13 protein-coding genes, 1 rRNA gene and 1 other annotated feature are annotated in these 15841 nt (G+C 45.3%); of the genes, 13 read left to right on the forward strand and 1 reads right to left on the reverse strand.

What is annotated here, in order from left to right; all coding sequences use genetic code 11:
* Nucleotides 1-19: 19 nt before the first annotated feature.
* A 5S ribosomal RNA gene (gene rrf / locus JSY36_RS12565) occupies nucleotides 20-136 on the forward strand.
* A 220-nt stretch (nucleotides 137-356) separates the two neighbouring features.
* On the opposite strand, the gene JSY36_RS12570 is transcribed toward rrf, so the two are convergent.
* Nucleotides 357-1007, reverse strand: a complete 651-nt coding sequence (locus JSY36_RS12570; RefSeq protein WP_205166677.1) for a LysE family translocator — start codon at nucleotides 1005-1007, stop codon at nucleotides 357-359.
* A gap of 111 nt (nucleotides 1008-1118) precedes the next feature.
* Here JSY36_RS12570 and JSY36_RS12575 point away from each other — a divergent pair, with 111 nt between their 5' ends.
* The 12 genes from JSY36_RS12575 (at nucleotide 1119) to gltX (ending at nucleotide 15397) form a co-directional block, all read left to right on the forward strand.
* Nucleotides 1119-1859: a YqcI/YcgG family protein gene (locus tag JSY36_RS12575; RefSeq protein ID WP_205166678.1), complete on the forward strand. Its 741-nt coding sequence runs from the start codon at nucleotides 1119-1121 to the stop codon at nucleotides 1857-1859.
* 198 nt (nucleotides 1860-2057) lie between these two features.
* Entirely contained in the window at nucleotides 2058-2759 is a 702-nt protein-coding gene (locus JSY36_RS12580; RefSeq protein ID WP_122901456.1) for an MgtC/SapB family protein, read from the forward strand.
* A gap of 609 nt (nucleotides 2760-3368) precedes the next feature.
* A complete protein-coding gene (locus JSY36_RS12585) occupies nucleotides 3369-3830 on the forward strand; it encodes a CtsR family transcriptional regulator (protein ID WP_205166679.1) in 462 nt (153 codons plus the stop codon).
* Between the two features lie 29 nt (nucleotides 3831-3859).
* On the forward strand, nucleotides 3860-4399 hold the full coding sequence (locus JSY36_RS12590; RefSeq protein ID WP_122901460.1) for a protein-arginine kinase activator protein McsA: 540 nt from the start codon (nucleotides 3860-3862) through the stop codon (nucleotides 4397-4399).
* Between the two features lie 3 nt (nucleotides 4400-4402).
* Entirely contained in the window at nucleotides 4403-5479 is a 1077-nt protein-coding gene (locus JSY36_RS12595; protein WP_205166680.1) for a protein-arginine kinase McsB, read from the forward strand.
* A gap of 19 nt (nucleotides 5480-5498) precedes the next feature.
* The gene (gene clpC / locus JSY36_RS12600; protein ID WP_122901464.1) at nucleotides 5499-7949 is read left to right on the forward strand and encodes an ATP-dependent protease ATP-binding subunit ClpC; all 2451 of its coding nucleotides are present in this window, start codon (nucleotides 5499-5501) and stop codon (nucleotides 7947-7949) included.
* Between the two features lie 200 nt (nucleotides 7950-8149).
* On the forward strand, nucleotides 8150-9559 hold the full coding sequence (gene radA / locus JSY36_RS12605; protein WP_122901466.1) for a DNA repair protein RadA: 1410 nt from the start codon (nucleotides 8150-8152) through the stop codon (nucleotides 9557-9559).
* On the forward strand, nucleotides 9537-10616 hold the full coding sequence (disA, locus tag JSY36_RS12610) for a DNA integrity scanning diadenylate cyclase DisA (RefSeq protein ID WP_205166681.1): 1080 nt from the start codon (nucleotides 9537-9539) through the stop codon (nucleotides 10614-10616). Before radA ends, disA begins: the two co-directional genes overlap by 23 nt.
* 198 nt (nucleotides 10617-10814) lie before the next feature.
* On the forward strand, nucleotides 10815-11912 hold the full coding sequence (locus JSY36_RS12615; RefSeq protein WP_205166682.1) for a PIN/TRAM domain-containing protein: 1098 nt from the start codon (nucleotides 10815-10817) through the stop codon (nucleotides 11910-11912).
* Nucleotides 11913-11948: 36 nt separating this feature from the next.
* The gene (ispD, locus tag JSY36_RS12620) at nucleotides 11949-12650 is read left to right on the forward strand and encodes a 2-C-methyl-D-erythritol 4-phosphate cytidylyltransferase (RefSeq protein ID WP_205166683.1); all 702 of its coding nucleotides are present in this window, start codon (nucleotides 11949-11951) and stop codon (nucleotides 12648-12650) included.
* The gene (gene ispF / locus JSY36_RS12625) at nucleotides 12643-13125 is read left to right on the forward strand and encodes a 2-C-methyl-D-erythritol 2,4-cyclodiphosphate synthase (protein ID WP_205166684.1); all 483 of its coding nucleotides are present in this window, start codon (nucleotides 12643-12645) and stop codon (nucleotides 13123-13125) included. Before ispD ends, ispF begins: the two co-directional genes overlap by 8 nt.
* An 811-nt stretch (nucleotides 13126-13936) precedes the next feature.
* Nucleotides 13937-15397, forward strand: coding sequence for a glutamate--tRNA ligase (gltX, locus tag JSY36_RS12630; RefSeq protein WP_205166685.1), 1461 nt, complete (start codon nucleotides 13937-13939; stop codon nucleotides 15395-15397).
* Nucleotides 15398-15412: 15 nt separating this feature from the next.
* Nucleotides 15413-15627 (forward strand) — a binding site (T-box leader).
* The last annotated feature ends 214 nt before the right edge of the window (nucleotides 15628-15841 follow it).

Consider the following 15841-nt stretch of genomic DNA (forward strand, 5'->3'; position numbering starts at 1 on the left):
TTCTCAATTTCATGATTTGTCCAGTGACGATAGCGAAGAGGTCACACCCGTTCCCATGCCGAACACGGAAGTTAAGCTCTTCAGCGCCGATGGTAGTTGGGGGCTCTCCCCCTGTGAGAGTAGGACGCCGCTGGGCAATAAGAAAAAGCACCCGTTTTTAAAGCGGGTGCTTTTTTTGTGTGTCCGCAGGATTTTACAGCAGCGGAGTGGCTCTTAGGTATTCCGAAGAGCTGGATATCATGACAAAATGGCATTTATCCTGACAAATTATTCTTTATCATGAACACCTGATCTCTGTAAAAAAGAAGGCGGCCTGGGCGGCCGCCAGGATCATTATTTTCCATTCATACCCCTCCTTATCCAAACCATCCGCTCTTTAAATAGAAAAAATCTACTGCCTGATAACAAAATGTCACACCGAAAAACAATAAGAGGACACCGGCCGCGATGTTAATACGATAAATTGTTCTATCATTTATACTTGTCCTTAATCCATGAACCAAAGATGCAATAAGAAGGTTCCAGAGGAGTACGCCAAGCAGGATATAAAAACTGTCGATGAGCACAACTGCTGTTGTGTGATTCTGACTCAGGTTGGTTAATGTGGATCCGTAAATGCCAAACCAGAACATTAAATTCAACGGATTCAAAATAGCGATGCCAAACCCGATAAAATAGCTTTTTAAACAGGTAACATCCGCTTTGGAACGCTCAGCCAATGAAGAAGAAACTGGCTTGCTAAATGACTGAAAACCTAAAAACAAAAGCATCGCAGCTCCTGTGATCATCATCCCTCCCTGGAGGAGAGGGTGGGTGAACAGCGTAGCAGCTCCTGCATAGATAACGCTCATAAAGACAAAATCTGCCGAAAGTCCTCCAAGGCCAACAACAAGTGCTCCGCAGAATCCAAGAACAAGTCCCTTTTTAAGCATCTCCAGACTGACCGGCCCGATTGGAGCAGCGAGACTTATTCCCAGCAGGATAAAATAAAACCAGCTTTCACTCATGAATCGGCCTCCAGTATCGTATTCATTATTAAGAGTACATGCTTTAGGGTAATGAAATAGAATAACAGACTTTAAAGTCTGTCAATATTTAAGGGAAGAGGGGAAGAATAATTGAAAGAAACATACCTGTTTACTCGTCAGCAAATGAAGAATCAAGAGCTTGTTCCCTCCTGGATTACAAAGGAATTCGCTACATTTGAAAAATTAGTATCGGAACCTTCCTTTCCTTGTTATTTTGGAAGGCATGGATTGATCCAGGATGAATTGCGGTACTCTTATATTGAAAAGGACAATTGGGCCCATCTGCCTGATACTATGCGCTCTTTTCTTAGTCTTTTGAAAAGGGATCCCTCTGTAAGAAGAGGTCTGTTTTTATTTGCAGAGCAAGGGGAAAACGAGACAATAGAAGAGTTTCGTAAAGAGTTTTGGAATATTTTGCAATATCTTCACAAAGAAGATCATAAACCATGGCCCAAGCACATTCCAGAAGATCCTGATCATCACTTGTGGACATTTTGTTTCGATGGTGAGCCTATTTTTGCTTTTGGAAATGCCCCGGCATACGTTCAGAGAAAGACGAGAAACCTGGGGAATGCTCTGGTAATAGGCTTTCAGCCTCGATTGATCTTTGAAGGTCTTGAAGGGACGGAGCCAAACGGCATTAATTCGAGGGAAGCTGTAAGAAAGCGGGTAGAAGTTTGGGATCAACTTCCCAAACATCCTGATATCAGTCATTACGGTGATGAAACACATCATGAGTGGAAGCAGTTCTTTATTGGAGATGATTGTGAGCCGATTAAAAGTAAATGCCCTTTTCATCATATCCAGAAAAACAAATCAAGTATACGGTAAGGGTATTTCTTAACCCTTTTATCATTGAGAAAAAGGGTTTCAGAGGTCTTTTGAAGTAATTAACAAGTTAAAGATCAGCTTGAGAATCCTTAAGACAGGGTATAACGACTTCTTGCTTTCATTTATCGCAATGAAGGGAAGGGGAAAAGAGAAAGTAAACAGAAGCGAAATTTACAACTGAAGAAGGGGTTTAGGGGGATGTACGACGCATTCATAGAAGCAGTTACAGCAGGTACGTTGATAAAAATGAGTTTTGCGGCTCTGGCAGGGTTGATTATCGGGCTGGAGAGAGAGTTGAAAGGAAAACCACTTGGTTTAAAGACGTGTTTAATTGTTTCAGTTACAGCATGCTTACTCACCATTGTTTCCTATGAGTCAGCGATGCTGTATTCAGAAGCGTATTCGAGACCGATGGATCCGGGTCGGATTCCTTCATATATTATCAGTGGTATCGGCTTTCTCGGAGCCGGGGTCATCCTGCGGAGAAACAACGATGTTATCTCCGGACTGACTACTGCTGCTCTTGTACTGGCATCTGCAGGCCTTGGGATAACAATAGGGGTCGGTTTTTATATGGAAGCCATCTTCGGGGTCTTTTTCCTGATTCTCGGTGTTCGGATTCTTCCTGACTTTCTTGAGTGGGTCGGGCTGAAGAAACTGAATGAAATCGAAGTAAGAACGAAGATTGTGGTGAAAAGCGGGACCGACTTAACGAACCTGCTTAAGAATATTAAACAGAAGGAGATGGGTCTCAGGCGGGTCAAAGTAAAGGAAGAAGGAGAAAAGACAGTACTGACTTGTATCATCGTAACAGATAAAAAAATGTACACCACGGATGTGTTCTATACATTAAAGTCACTGGATTTTGTAGAGCAGGTGGAAGTGGAAAACGTTACGTAATGAAACGGTACAAAGATATGGCCTTACATCTTGTCTGTGTTAAAGAGCATTGTTGATTTATTAAGAATGTTGATTCCAGCGAATGCGCGACACTCCTGCGGGAGAAATGAGCGTTTACATTACGAATGAGCTTCGGTTTGCTTCTACGCAGAAAGCTGCGAAGCATAACTGACAGAGGAAGAAACAGGGCCACCTCTTATGCAGGCAAGCGCCTCTGCAATGAGTGGAATTAACATAGCAAATATAAAAAAGCGGTATTCAGTCGTGAACGAATGATTGAATATCGCTTTTATGTGGAATATGGATAAAAGGAAGAAAAAAGTCGTTGTTATGACGGCTTTTTATTCTTAAGGAACACGGTTCTTCGTATTTTCAGAATGAATGGAAAAAATGAAGGCAATAATGGGGAAGGCAGGATCACAGTTATTTTAATGCGGAAATTGTCATTATACATATAGATTTGTCTCCTGAAACTGCACGTAAAATTTCTGAGCAAAACGATTGCAAACGAAGGGAAAATGGGTATAATAAAATTAAAGTCAAAGATAGTCAAAGTCAAACTATCTGCAGGCTGCAAACCCATGTCACAAGTGCAAGGAGGCTGATGCGATGCGCAATATATCAGATGTAATTGAACATTATCTGAAGGAAGTCATTGATCAAAGTGAGGACGAAATCATCGAGATTAAACGGAGTGAACTGGCCGAGTATTTTCAATGCGTCCCCTCGCAGATCAACTACGTAATCAGTACCCGTTTCACACTTGAAAAAGGGTATATCGTAGAAAGTAAACGGGGCGGGGGCGGTTACATCCGCATTACAAAAGTCCAGATTGATAACCAGAAGGAGCTCTTTGATCATGCAGTATCCATGATCGGGAACAGAATTGCCCAAAGCCCCGCCTCCAACATGGTAAGGCGGCTCCTGGAAGAAGAAGCGGTAACAAAGCGTGAAGCGAACCTGATCCTCAGTGCGTTGGACAGAACCGTGCTGGTGCTGCCTCTCCCGGCGAGGGATGAAGTAAGGGCAGCGATATTAAAAGCAATGATCACATCTTTAAAGTACAGGTAAATTAACCTATAGAATCAGGAGGGGTGGCTATGCTCTGTCAGGAATGCAAGGAGCGGCAGGCTACACTGCATTTTACAAAGATCATTAATGGCGAAAAAACGGAAATTCATATATGTGATGTTTGTGCGAAAGAAAAAGGCGAGCATATCCCGGGTTCGAAGAGTTTTTCCATTCACCAGCTCTTATCGGGTCTGCTTGATTTTGACCAGACGGTTTCACCGGTACATTCAACAGGCCACACACCAAGCAGGGAAGCTTTATCCTGTCCTTCCTGCAGCATGACCTATGAAAAATTTGCCAAGGTCGGCAGATTTGGTTGTGCGGAATGTTACAAGGCATTTCAGTCAAAGCTCGATCCTATTTTTAAACGGATTCACAGCGGGAATGTCGTGCACGGCGGGAAAGTGCCGAAACGTATCGGACAGGATCTGCATTTGCATAAAGAAATCGAGAAGCTTAAGCAGGAACTTAAGGTATTGATTGCGAAAGAAGAATTTGAACAGGCTGCTGAACTTCGGGACCGCATCCGGTCTCTCGAAAAATCGCTGGCGGAAAAGAAGGAGGGATAGACCGTGTCACTGCAGCAATTTATCAGTCAGGCTATCAGCCCCTGGATGAAAAAGGAGGGCCCGAACTCCGATATTGTCTTAAGCAGCAGGGTTCGGCTGGCCCGTAATATCCAGAACGTTCCGTTTCCGATGCTTGCAGCTACTGAAGAATTATCAGCTCTTTCCGATAAAATTAACACCCATTACAGCAGACAGAGTCATCATCGTTTCGGGACGATTGAGCTTTTAAAAACAGAAGATATGAAGCAAAACGAAAAGCGTGTCCTTGTTGAAAAGCACCTGATCAGTCCTGCGCTGTCGGATGAATCCAGAGCAGGTGCAGTTCTTCTCAGTGAAGATGAATCTTTAAGTGTCATGATTAACGAGGAGGATCACATCCGAATCCAGTGTCTGCTCTCAGGTTTTCAGCTCACGGAAGCTTTAAAGCTGGCCAATGAAGTTGATGACTGGCTTGAAGATAAGCTGGATTTCGCCTTTGATGAAAAGCGGGGCTATCTGACGAGCTGTCCGACCAATGTAGGAACTGGTCTTCGTGCCTCAGTTATGATGCACCTTCCCGCACTCGTGATTACCCGACAGATGAACCGGATACTTCCGGCGGTAAATCAGCTTGGCCTGGTCGTCAGAGGGATTTACGGTGAAGGCAGTGAAGCACAGGGGAATCTCTTCCAGATTTCCAATCAGATTACGCTGGGGAAAACGGAAGAAGATATTGTCCAGGATTTGCAGAGTGTCGTACTTCAGCTGATCCAGCAGGAACGGGCAGCGAGAAAAACACTCATGGAACAGTCAAGAATTCAAATGGAAGACCGTGTATACCGTTCATACGGTGTACTGGCATACAGCAGAACGATGGAATCAAAGGAAGCAACAAAACGGCTGTCAGATGTAAGGCTCGGGATTGATATGGGAATCATCAAAGACGTAAGTGCGAATATATTAAATGAACTTATGATTCTCATACAGCCGGGGTTTTTACAGCAATATGCCGGTGAAGTGTTATCTCCCGAACAGCGGGATCATAGAAGAGCCCTGTTAATTCGCGATCGATTGCATTTGGAGACAAAAAAGAACAACTAATAACCGGAGGTGGAGGAATATGATGTTTGGACGATTTACAGAGAGAGCACAAAAAGTACTAGCACTGGCACAGGAAGAGGCAACAAGACTGGGACATAACAATATCGGCACAGAGCATATTCTGCTCGGACTTGTACGTGAAGGGGAAGGAATTGCTGCCAAGGCATTATCTGCTCTTGGCCTGAGCCCTGAAAAGATTCAGACAGAAGTAGAGCAGCTGATTGGAAGAGGAGAAGAAGGATCAAAGACGATTCATTATACTCCACGGGCAAAAAAAGTCATTGAATTATCAATGGACGAAGCAAGAAAGCTTGGCCACTCCTATGTAGGCACAGAGCACATCCTCCTCGGATTAATCCGTGAGGGTGAGGGTGTAGCAGCCCGTGTACTCAATAATCTTGGTGTAAGTCTTAATAAAGCACGCCAGCAGGTGCTGCAGCTTCTCGGAAGCAGTGAATCTTCCAACAGCCAGCAACAGAGCGGGGGGGCCGGAGCAAACGTAAATACGCCAACCCTCGACAGCCTGGCACGTGATTTAACAGCTATTGCAAAAGAAGAGCAGATTGACCCGGTAATCGGGCGTTCAAAAGAAATCGAGCGTGTGATCCAGGTTCTGAGCCGCCGTACGAAAAACAACCCGGTTCTGATTGGAGAGCCTGGTGTTGGTAAAACGGCGATTGCGGAAGGACTGGCGCAGCAGATTGTGAATAATGAAGTTCCGGAAACACTCCGTAACAAACGTGTAATGACTTTGGATATGGGAACCGTTGTGGCCGGTACAAAATACCGTGGGGAATTTGAAGACCGCCTGAAAAAAGTGATGGAAGAAATCCGTCAGGCCAACAACGTAATCCTGTTTATCGATGAGCTGCACACGCTGATTGGAGCCGGGGGAGCAGAAGGTGCCATTGATGCATCAAACATCCTCAAGCCGTCCCTTGCCCGGGGTGAACTTCAGTGTATCGGAGCGACAACCCTCGATGAGTATCGCAAATATATCGAAAAGGATGCAGCTCTGGAACGTCGTTTCCAGCCAATCCGCGTTGAAGAGCCGACAAATGACCAATCAATTCAGATTCTGAAAGGACTGCGTGACCGGTATGAAGCTCACCACAGAGTAACGATTACGGATGACGCCATCGATGCGGCTGTCAAGCTGTCAGACCGCTATATCGCAGATCGTTTCCTTCCCGATAAAGCCATTGACCTGATTGATGAAGCAGCTTCAAAAGTGCGCCTTCGTTCCTATACGGCGCCGCCTAACCTAAAAGAGCTGGAGCAGAAACTTGAAGAGACACGTAAGGAAAAAGATGCTGCTGTACAAAGCCAGGAATTTGAAAAAGCCGCATCCCTTCGTGACAGCGAACAGCGTGTAAGAGAAGAGCTTGAAGCCATGAAGAAAGAATGGAAGGAAAAGCAGGGTCAGGAGGACTCTGAAGTGACCACAGAGGATATTGCCCTTGTTGTAGCAAGCTGGACAGGAATTCCTGTAAGCAAGCTTGCTGAAGAAGAGACAGAGCGACTCCTGAAGATGGAGGAGATCCTTCACAACCGTGTGATCGGCCAGGAGGAAGCAGTTAAGGCTGTGTCCAAGGCGATTCGCCGTGCAAGAGCAGGATTGAAAGATCCAAAACGTCCGATCGGGTCGTTTATCTTCCTCGGACCTACAGGCGTAGGTAAAACCGAACTGGCAAGAGCAGTGGCCGAATCTCTGTTCGGTGATGAAGATTCCATCATCCGGATCGATATGTCCGAGTTTATGGAGAAGCACACCACTTCCCGGCTTGTAGGTTCACCACCGGGATATGTGGGGCACGAAGAAGGCGGACAGCTTACTGAAAAGGTACGCCGCAAACCGTATTCGGTTATTCTTCTAGACGAAATTGAGAAAGCGCACCCTGAAGTGTTTAACATTCTTCTTCAAGTGCTTGAAGACGGGTTCCTTACTGACTCCAAAGGGCGTCGTGTCGACTTCCGTAATACGGCGATCATCATGACTTCCAACGTTGGTGCCAGCACTCTCCGTCAATCGAAGAGCATGGGCTTCACGGCAGAACGTGACGGCCAGAACTATAAAGATATGAAAGGCAAAGTGATCAGTGAACTGAAGAAGAGCTTCCGTCCCGAGTTCTTAAACCGTATCGATGAAACGATTGTGTTCCACTCTCTTGATAGAGAACATATCAAAGAAATCGTTACACTTATGGCTGACCAGCTTACGAAGCGTCTGAATGAGCAGGAAATCGGATTTGAAATTTCCGATGAAGCGAAACTGAAAATTGCCGATGAAGGCTACGACCCTGACTACGGAGCCCGTCCACTGCGACGTGCACTCCAAAAGCAGGTTGAAGACCGTCTGTCGGAAGAACTGCTCAGAGGAAACATTCATAAAGGGCAAAACGTTAAGCTCGATGTAAAAGACGGCGATTATGTCGTAGAAAAGGTTGGCTCAGGAAGTAAGGCAAAATAAATACACAGCCTTTTATACCGGGGAAGTCTGTTTTGAGGACTCCCCGGTTTTTTCCATACATATTCCCTCTGCCGGTTTTACCCTGAGAAAAGGGTACCTGGTAACGCCGGATCCTTATTCTGTGCGCCCTTATACCTTGTTGAAAGAAAAACATGATAAAATAAAAGTAATACATACAGAATTAAAGGACGGGGAAAAATATGGCAAAGCGAAAGACGAAATACGTTTGTCAAGATTGTGGTTACGAATCGACGAAATGGATGGGAAAATGCCCTGGCTGTCAGAACTGGAACACGATGGTGGAGGAATTTGAAGAAAAGCAGACAGCGGCTAATTCAAGAAGTTTCGTGACCAGTGCCAGGGGCGGCGTATCCAAGCCTGAGCCGATTACAAAAATTGAAAGAAAGCAGGAGGCCCGGATCAGCACCAATATGAAAGAGCTGAACCGCGTTCTCGGCGGCGGAATTGTACCAGGTTCTCTTGTCCTTGTGGGGGGAGACCCGGGTATCGGAAAATCAACACTTCTCCTTCAGGTTTCGTCACAAATGGCAAAGCAGGAAGAGCGGGTTCTCTACATATCCGGTGAGGAAAGCGTGAAGCAGACAAAGCTTCGTGCCGACCGTCTTGGAGTAGCAGAAGATAATTTGTTTGTTCTTGCCGAAACCGATGTGGAATATATTGAAAAAGTAATCGAAGAAATGAATCCTACCCTTGTAATCATTGACTCCATACAGACCGTCTATCTTGACGGAGTCACGAGTGCACCGGGAAGTGTTTCCCAGGTGAGGGAATGTACGGCAGCCTTTATGAAGATTGCAAAAACGAAGGGGATTGCTATATTCCTCGTCGGCCACGTAACGAAGCAGGGAGCAATCGCAGGACCACGGCTTCTTGAGCATATGGTAGACTCCGTTCTCTATTTCGAAGGAGAACGTCACCATACTTTCCGCATATTACGGGCGGTAAAAAACCGGTTTGGTTCGACGAATGAAATGGGGATCTTTGAAATGAAAGAAGAGGGGCTCACAGAAGTGCTCAATCCTTCTGAGATTTTCCTGCAGGAACGGACGGCAGGTTCGGCAGGCTCCACTGTTGTTCCCTCCATGGAAGGGACACGGACTGTACTGGTAGAGATTCAGTCACTCATTTCACCCACTAGTTTCGGTAATCCAAGAAGGATGGCCACAGGGCTCGATCATAACCGGATCTCACTCCTGATGGCAGTGCTCGAAAAGCGTGTGGGAATGCTGCTGCAGAACCACGATGCGTATGTGAAGGTAGCAGGCGGAGTGCGGCTTGATGAGCCTGCTATTGACCTGGCTGTAACGGTAGCTATTGCATCAAGCTTCAGGGACGTGCCTACAAGGCCTGCGGATGTTGTTATCGGTGAGGTCGGTCTCACAGGCGAAGTGCGCAGGGTGGCAAGGCTTGAACAGCGGATTATCGAAGCTGCAAAGCTCGGCTTTGAAAGAGCCATTATTCCTAAGAAAAACATAGGCGGCTGGACCGTTCCCGATGGGATTGAAATTATCGGAGTAAATACAGTAAACGAAGCGTTAGAACAATGTTTAGGAGGTGCATCTTCAGGTGGATCCACGTTCAAACTATGACACGAATTTTATCAGCAATGTCCTGCAGCTTGTCGCTCCGGGGACTCCTCTGAGGGAGGGGATTGATAACGTTTTAAGAGCAAAAACAGGAGGACTGATTGTTCTCGGATATAATAATGAAATGGTGCATATTGTAGATGGAGGTTTCTTTATTAACTGCGAGTTTTCACCTGCGTACTTGTATGAGCTTGCGAAGATGGACGGTGCCATCATTTTAAGCGAAGACGGAAGACGGCTCCTTTATGCCAATACACAGCTTGTTCCAAACAATGCAATTGATTCCACAGAAACAGGGATTCGTCACCGGACCGCACAGCGTGTGGCCCGTCAGACGGGGAACCTGGTGATTTCCATCTCCCAAAGACGAAACGTAATCACCCTGTATCAAGGTGAATACCGTTATTCGTTAAAAGACATCGGTGTTATTTTGACTAAGGCAAACCAGGCTATTCAGACATTGGAAAAATACAAAAGTGTTCTCGACCAGAGTGTGACGAATCTCGGAGCTCTGGAATTTGAGGAACTGGTAACGATACAAGAGGTATCTCAGGTGATGCACCGGGTGGAGATGGTTCTCCGGATAAAAAGCGAAATTCTGAACTATGTCAATGAACTGGGGAACGAAGGCCGTCTGATTTCCATGCAGCTTGAAGAACTTGTCTCCAACACTGAAAAAGAAGCCGTCCTTCTTATCAAGGATTACATGAAAGAGCGAACGAGCGATCCGATGCAGATTTTAAGGCAGCTTAAGAAGCTTTCGAGTGATGAATTGCTGGACGATCAGATTATCGTGAAACTTTTGGGCTATAGTAAAAGTCCGAATCTCTCGGAATTTGCCGTTTGTCCAAGGGGCTATCGTATTCTCCATAAGATCCCGCGGATACCTCCGCTTGTTGTCGAGAATTTGATTCAAAAGTTTGAAGATCTTCCCCATATTATGCGTGCTTCAACTGAAGAACTGGATGAAGTGGAAGGAATCGGGGAAGCCAGAGCACGTAAAATCAAGGAAGGCTTGACGAGGATTCAGGAACAGCTGTTTATCGACCGCCATATTTAAGGTGTCTAATAAAATCACACCTTGACGAATATCCTTTATTGACGATATAATGATTTGTTTTGCTTTCATTGACAACAAAAAGGCCCTTTGATATTGTTAATTTATTGCAATTTATAAGTATGTAAGTTTTTGTGATTTTTTTAGAATAACGTTTCAAATTTTGTGACTTGTCTATAATGGTTAAAGGAGGTGAAGGCGATGCTTAGACGAGTAGTTCAGTTGTTTATTATCATTGTCGGTGGCGCGGTCGGATTTATATTTATACCTGATTTGCTGGAATTGCTAAATATTGGAAATGCTGCGTGGCTTGAAAGCCCGTATATTGGCGCAGTTATAGGTGCACTCATTTTATTTTTAGCGACCTATTGGTTTACAGATGATCTTGTCGGCCTGATCAGGCTTGTAGAGGAATCGTTGGTAAAGGCACCGGTCACTGATTTATTGTTTGGTACGATGGGTCTTATTGTAGGTTTAATAGTAGCCTTCTTAATCGGCCTGCCTCTTGATGCACTCGGAATTCCGATTCTGAGTACGTATCTGCCTCTTTTTGCTACGTTTTTCCTGGGTTATCTCGGGTTCCAGGTGGGCTTTAAGAAACGGGATGAACTAATGGGACTGACTGCAATCTCCAGCCGGTTAGGTTCAAAGGATGCCAAGAAAAAAGAAGATGAAGATGAAGCCCGTAAAGGCTCACTTAAAATACTCGATACTAGTGTAATCATTGACGGACGGATTGCAGATATCTGTCAGACTGGTTTTCTTGATGGGACGCTCATCATCCCTGAATTTGTTCTTGAAGAACTGCAGCATATTGCTGATTCTTCGGATGTGTTAAAAAGAAACCGCGGGCGGAGAGGCCTGGATATCCTGAATAAAATTCAAAAAGAACTCCCGATTAACGTTGAAATCTATGAGGGAGACTTTGAAGAGATCCAGGAAGTCGACTCAAAGCTTGTCAAACTGGCGAAGGTCATTGGCGGCTATGTAGTAACAAACGATTTTAACCTTAATAAGGTCTGTGACCTTCAGGGTGTTTCAGTACTGAATATAAACGATCTTGCCAATGCCGTTAAACCGGTTGTGCTGCCGGGTGAGGAAATGGCTGTACAGGTTATAAAAGACGGCAAGGAACAAAATCAGGGTGTTGCTTACCTTGATGACGGTACGATGATTGTTGTCGAAGACGGACGTAATTACATTGGTAAAGAGATTGAAGTCATTGTGACAAGTGTGCTTCAGACGTCAGCGGGGCGGATGATTTTTGCCAAGCCGAAGCTGATGGAGAAAGCACTCTGATGTACTGAAAGTTATTATGACGGGGGAAGAGAAGCTATGAAGAACTATACGGTGATTATCCCAGCCGCCGGACAGGGAAAGCGGATGGGTGCCGGGCATAACAAGCAGTTTCTTCTCCTTCACGATAAGCCGCTCATTGTGCATACCCTGACTGTATTTGCACAGGACACTCATTGCCGTGAGATCATTCTTGTGGTAAACGAACAGGAAATAGAAGACATGTCTGCTTTAATCAAAACATACGGCATTCAGAAAACAGTCCGTATTGTTCCGGGCGGACGTGAGCGTCAGCAGAGTGTTTTTGAAGGACTGAAAGCTGTGTCTTCTGATGAGGAGATTGTGCTCATTCACGATGGAGCCAGGCCGTTCATTAAAGTAAGTGATATTCAAAAACTTGTCCGATCTGCTGTACAGGATGGTGCTGCCATCATTGCCGTTCCGGTAAAAGATACGGTAAAGCAGGTTGAACAGGGCGAGGTCACAAATACAGTGGACCGATCAAGCTTGTGGGCAGTTCAGACCCCGCAGGCTTTTCGTCTTTCAGGTATTTTGAAGGCACATAAAAGAGCGGAACGGGATGGATTTTCGGGCACGGATGATGCAAGTCTTGTTGAGTGGATTGGAGAGAGAGTCCGCGTCGTAGAAGGAGATTACCAGAATATTAAGCTGACCACACCGGAAGATATGTGGTTTGCAGAAGCGATTATAAAGATGAGGAAGGAAGAAACCAATGCTTAGAATCGGACAAGGTTTTGACGTACACCAGCTCGTTGAAGGACGCCCGCTCATTCTGGGAGGGATTGAGATCCCATATGAAAAAGGACTGCTCGGACACTCGGATGCCGACGTCCTTTTACATACCATAGCAGACGCATGTCTTGGCGCTGTTGCTGAAGGCGATATCGGTAAGCACTTCCCCGATACTGACCCTGCGTTTAAAGATGCAGATTCAAAGGAATTACTAAAACATGTATGGAAGATCGTAAAAGAAAAAGGGTACGTTCTAGGTAACGTTGACTGTACGATAATGGCCCAGATGCCTAAAATGGCCCCCCATATCGAAGACATGCGGACTCAAATCAGTGAGCTTTTGGAAGCGGACAAGTCCCAGGTTAACGTAAAGGCGACAACAACGGAGAAACTCGGCTTTACCGGACGCGGCGAAGGAATAGCAAGCCAGGCTGTGGTTCTTCTAACAAAAGCAACTTCTTAAAGAATCATTGAAAGTACGGCTGCCGGGAATGAATATTGGTGCCTTAATGAGTCCGATATTCGCGTTGAAGCCACACGAAGTTTACTAGCGATGTAATGACAAGACGGATAGTCGTCCCTCAGTTTACGTTTTTTAAAATGACATTGTGGAATGATTAAAAGCGTTGATTGTAGCGAATACGCGACACTCCTGCGGGAAAGCGAGTTCCGGGGAGAAGCGGTCATGGAAGAACCGTACTTCCTAAATAAGCTTGGACGTTTAAAGGTGTGAAAAAAACACCAATTTTACGAGGAATTAACGAATGACTGATTTTCGTAAACGTTGTTTCTTTCGCTTAACAGGTAATGAAGCCGGAGTGCCCGAGACTCTTGTGGCAGTGGGGGCCAGGTAAGACCCCGCAATGCTTTAAGAAGGCAGTGAAAAAGTTTGATCTTTAACTTTTGTAAGTGCCTGCAATGAGCGGAACGGTTGCATGTTTTAAAAAGCCTGTTATGAGTGGGTTTCTCGTAACAGGCGAGCAACCGAATGGAGCCATTGCCACTTAAATAAAAGGCAGTGAAAAAGTTGTTTTTTACTTTTTTAGTGGCCTCCTTTTAGCTTGAGGAGGCTTGCCGGCACCGCCACGGAAAGCGAAGGGCACGCAGACTTCATCTTAACTTCTGTACCCTAAAGGTTAGAGTAAGCATGAATATCGTGTTTAAATGAATGAACTCCCTGTTTCAGTCCTTGACCAATAGTGATAAAATAATGAGCGGAGAACAGCAGAAACGCAGACAGCGTTTTTGAACAAAAGAATGGAAGGTGTCATACAATGAGTCAGGAAATCCGTGTGCGCTTTGCGCCATCGCCTACCGGGCACTTGCATATTGGAGGAGCACGATCTGCTCTTTTCAATTACTTATTTGCACGTAATCAAAACGGTAAGTTTATCGTAAGAATAGAAGATACAGACCAAGCACGCAATGTGGAAACAGCGACAGAAAAGCTGATGGAGAGCATGAAGTGGCTCGGCATCGACTGGGATGAAAGTGTCGATGTAGGAGGTCCTTATGCCCCGTATCAGAGCATGGAGCGTATGGATATCTATAAACAGTACCTGGATCAGCTGCTTGAAGAGGGAAAGGCATACTACTGCTATATGACCGAAGAGGAACTTGAAGCAGAGCGGGAAGCCCAGCGTGCCCGTGGAGAAACACCGAAGTACTCCGGCCGTGACCGTAATTTAACTAAAGAGCAGCGCGAAACGTACGAACAGGAAGGTAAAAAACCAGTTATCCGTTTCCATGTACCTGAAAACGATTCTGTTGTTATCGAAGATATCATTCGAGGTAATGTTACGTTTGAAAATGAAGGTATCGGTGACTTTGTAATCGCTCGTAAAGATGGCGTTCCGACGTACAACTTTGCGGTTGTTATTGATGATTACCTGATGAAGATTTCCCACGTGATCCGTGGTGAAGAACACTTGTCAAATGCGCCCCGCCAGGCACTGATTTATCAGGCTTTGGGATGGGATGCACCAACGTTCGCTCATGCGTCTCTTATCCTGAATGAAGACCGTCAGAAAATGAGTAAACGTGACGAGTCTATCATTCAGTTTGTAGAACAGTACCGTGACCTTGGCTATCTTCCTGAAGCCATTGTAAACTTCCTTGCTCTTCTCGGCTGGTCTTCAGGACGTGAAGAAGAGGTATTTACAAAAGAACAGCTGATCGAAGAATTCAGCCTTGAGCGTGTATCAAAAGCGCCGGCTGTCTTTGATACAGACAAACTTGCCTGGATGAACAATCAGTACATGAAAGAGGCAGACCTTGACCGCGTCGTTGAGCTTGCCCTGCCGCACCTTGTTAAAGCAGGCAGGCTTGCTGAGAACATGACAGAGGAACAGCATGAGTGGGCGAAGAAGCTGATTGCTCTTTATCAGGAGCAAATGAGCTTTGGAGCAGAGATTGTTGAGCTTACAGATTTGTTCTTCAAGGATGAAATCGAGTATAATGAAGAAGCTAAAGAAGTATTGGCTGAAGAGCAGGTGTCTGAGGTAATGGCAGCATTTAAAGAAGAAGTGCTCGCTCTTGAAGACTTTGAGCCTCAAACGATCAAAAAAGCCATCAAGTCTGTACAGAAAGCCACGGGACACAAAGGGAAGAAGCTGTTCATGCCGATTCGCGTTGCAGCAACAGGCCAGACACACGGCCGTGATCTTCCTGATACCATCTCTCTACTTGGCAGAGATGTTATTGTTACCCGTTTAAACAGTGTTTTAAGTAACTAATGAGTGAATCATACAGCTAAAGTAATGACGAGGAAAAGTAAAAAGCAAAGTTTTTTATCAGAGAGAGCTGCCCCGGCTGAAAGCAGCTTAAAAGACTTGCTTTTGAACATGCACCTCAGAGCCCCTTATTGAAAGTAAAGTAGGTAAGGGCGGTACCCGCCGTTAACGGGTTAAGCGGAGCTGTTACAGCTCAAGCAGAGTGGAACCGCGCAATGAGAAGCGTCTCTGAGTCAGTAATGACCCAGAGGCGTTTTTTTAGCGTTTTTCTAAGAAGTGTTGCTTTATTTACGTTAGGCTTGAAGGATGTTGACGCTGCCTTCATGCCCTTTATGAGGCCACTTTTAAAAAGTCAAAATAACGTCACCGCTACATGGGTCGAATTGCAACGTAAAAGGGTTTTGATTTTTGAGGTGGGAGCTCATTGTCGTTATAAAAAGAGTGTTG

This window comes from Alteribacter salitolerans, assembly GCF_016901055.1.
In the GTDB taxonomy this organism is placed as follows: Bacteria; Bacillota; Bacilli; order Bacillales; family Salisediminibacteriaceae; genus Alteribacter; species Alteribacter keqinensis.

What these genes read in the sequence shown, in the direction of transcription:
- JSY36_RS12590 (WP_122901460.1), top strand. Translation starts at nt 3,860, where the DNA reads ATGCTCTGTCAGGAATGCAAGGAGCGGCAGGCTACACTGCATTTTACA.
- ispD (WP_205166683.1), top strand. Translation starts at nt 11,949, where the DNA reads ATGAAGAACTATACGGTGATTATCCCAGCCGCCGGACAGGGAAAGCGG.
- JSY36_RS12615 (WP_205166682.1), top strand. Translation starts at nt 10,815, where the DNA reads ATGCTTAGACGAGTAGTTCAGTTGTTTATTATCATTGTCGGTGGCGCG.
- JSY36_RS12570 (WP_205166677.1), bottom strand. Translation starts at nt 1,007, where the DNA reads ATGAGTGAAAGCTGGTTTTATTTTATCCTGCTGGGAATAAGTCTCGCT.
- radA (WP_122901466.1), top strand. Translation starts at nt 8,150, where the DNA reads ATGGCAAAGCGAAAGACGAAATACGTTTGTCAAGATTGTGGTTACGAA.
- ispF (WP_205166684.1), top strand. Translation starts at nt 12,643, where the DNA reads ATGCTTAGAATCGGACAAGGTTTTGACGTACACCAGCTCGTTGAAGGA.
- JSY36_RS12585 (WP_205166679.1), top strand. Translation starts at nt 3,369, where the DNA reads ATGCGCAATATATCAGATGTAATTGAACATTATCTGAAGGAAGTCATT.
- clpC (WP_122901464.1), top strand. Translation starts at nt 5,499, where the DNA reads ATGATGTTTGGACGATTTACAGAGAGAGCACAAAAAGTACTAGCACTG.
- gltX (WP_205166685.1), top strand. Translation starts at nt 13,937, where the DNA reads ATGAGTCAGGAAATCCGTGTGCGCTTTGCGCCATCGCCTACCGGGCAC.
- JSY36_RS12580 (WP_122901456.1), top strand. Translation starts at nt 2,058, where the DNA reads ATGTACGACGCATTCATAGAAGCAGTTACAGCAGGTACGTTGATAAAA.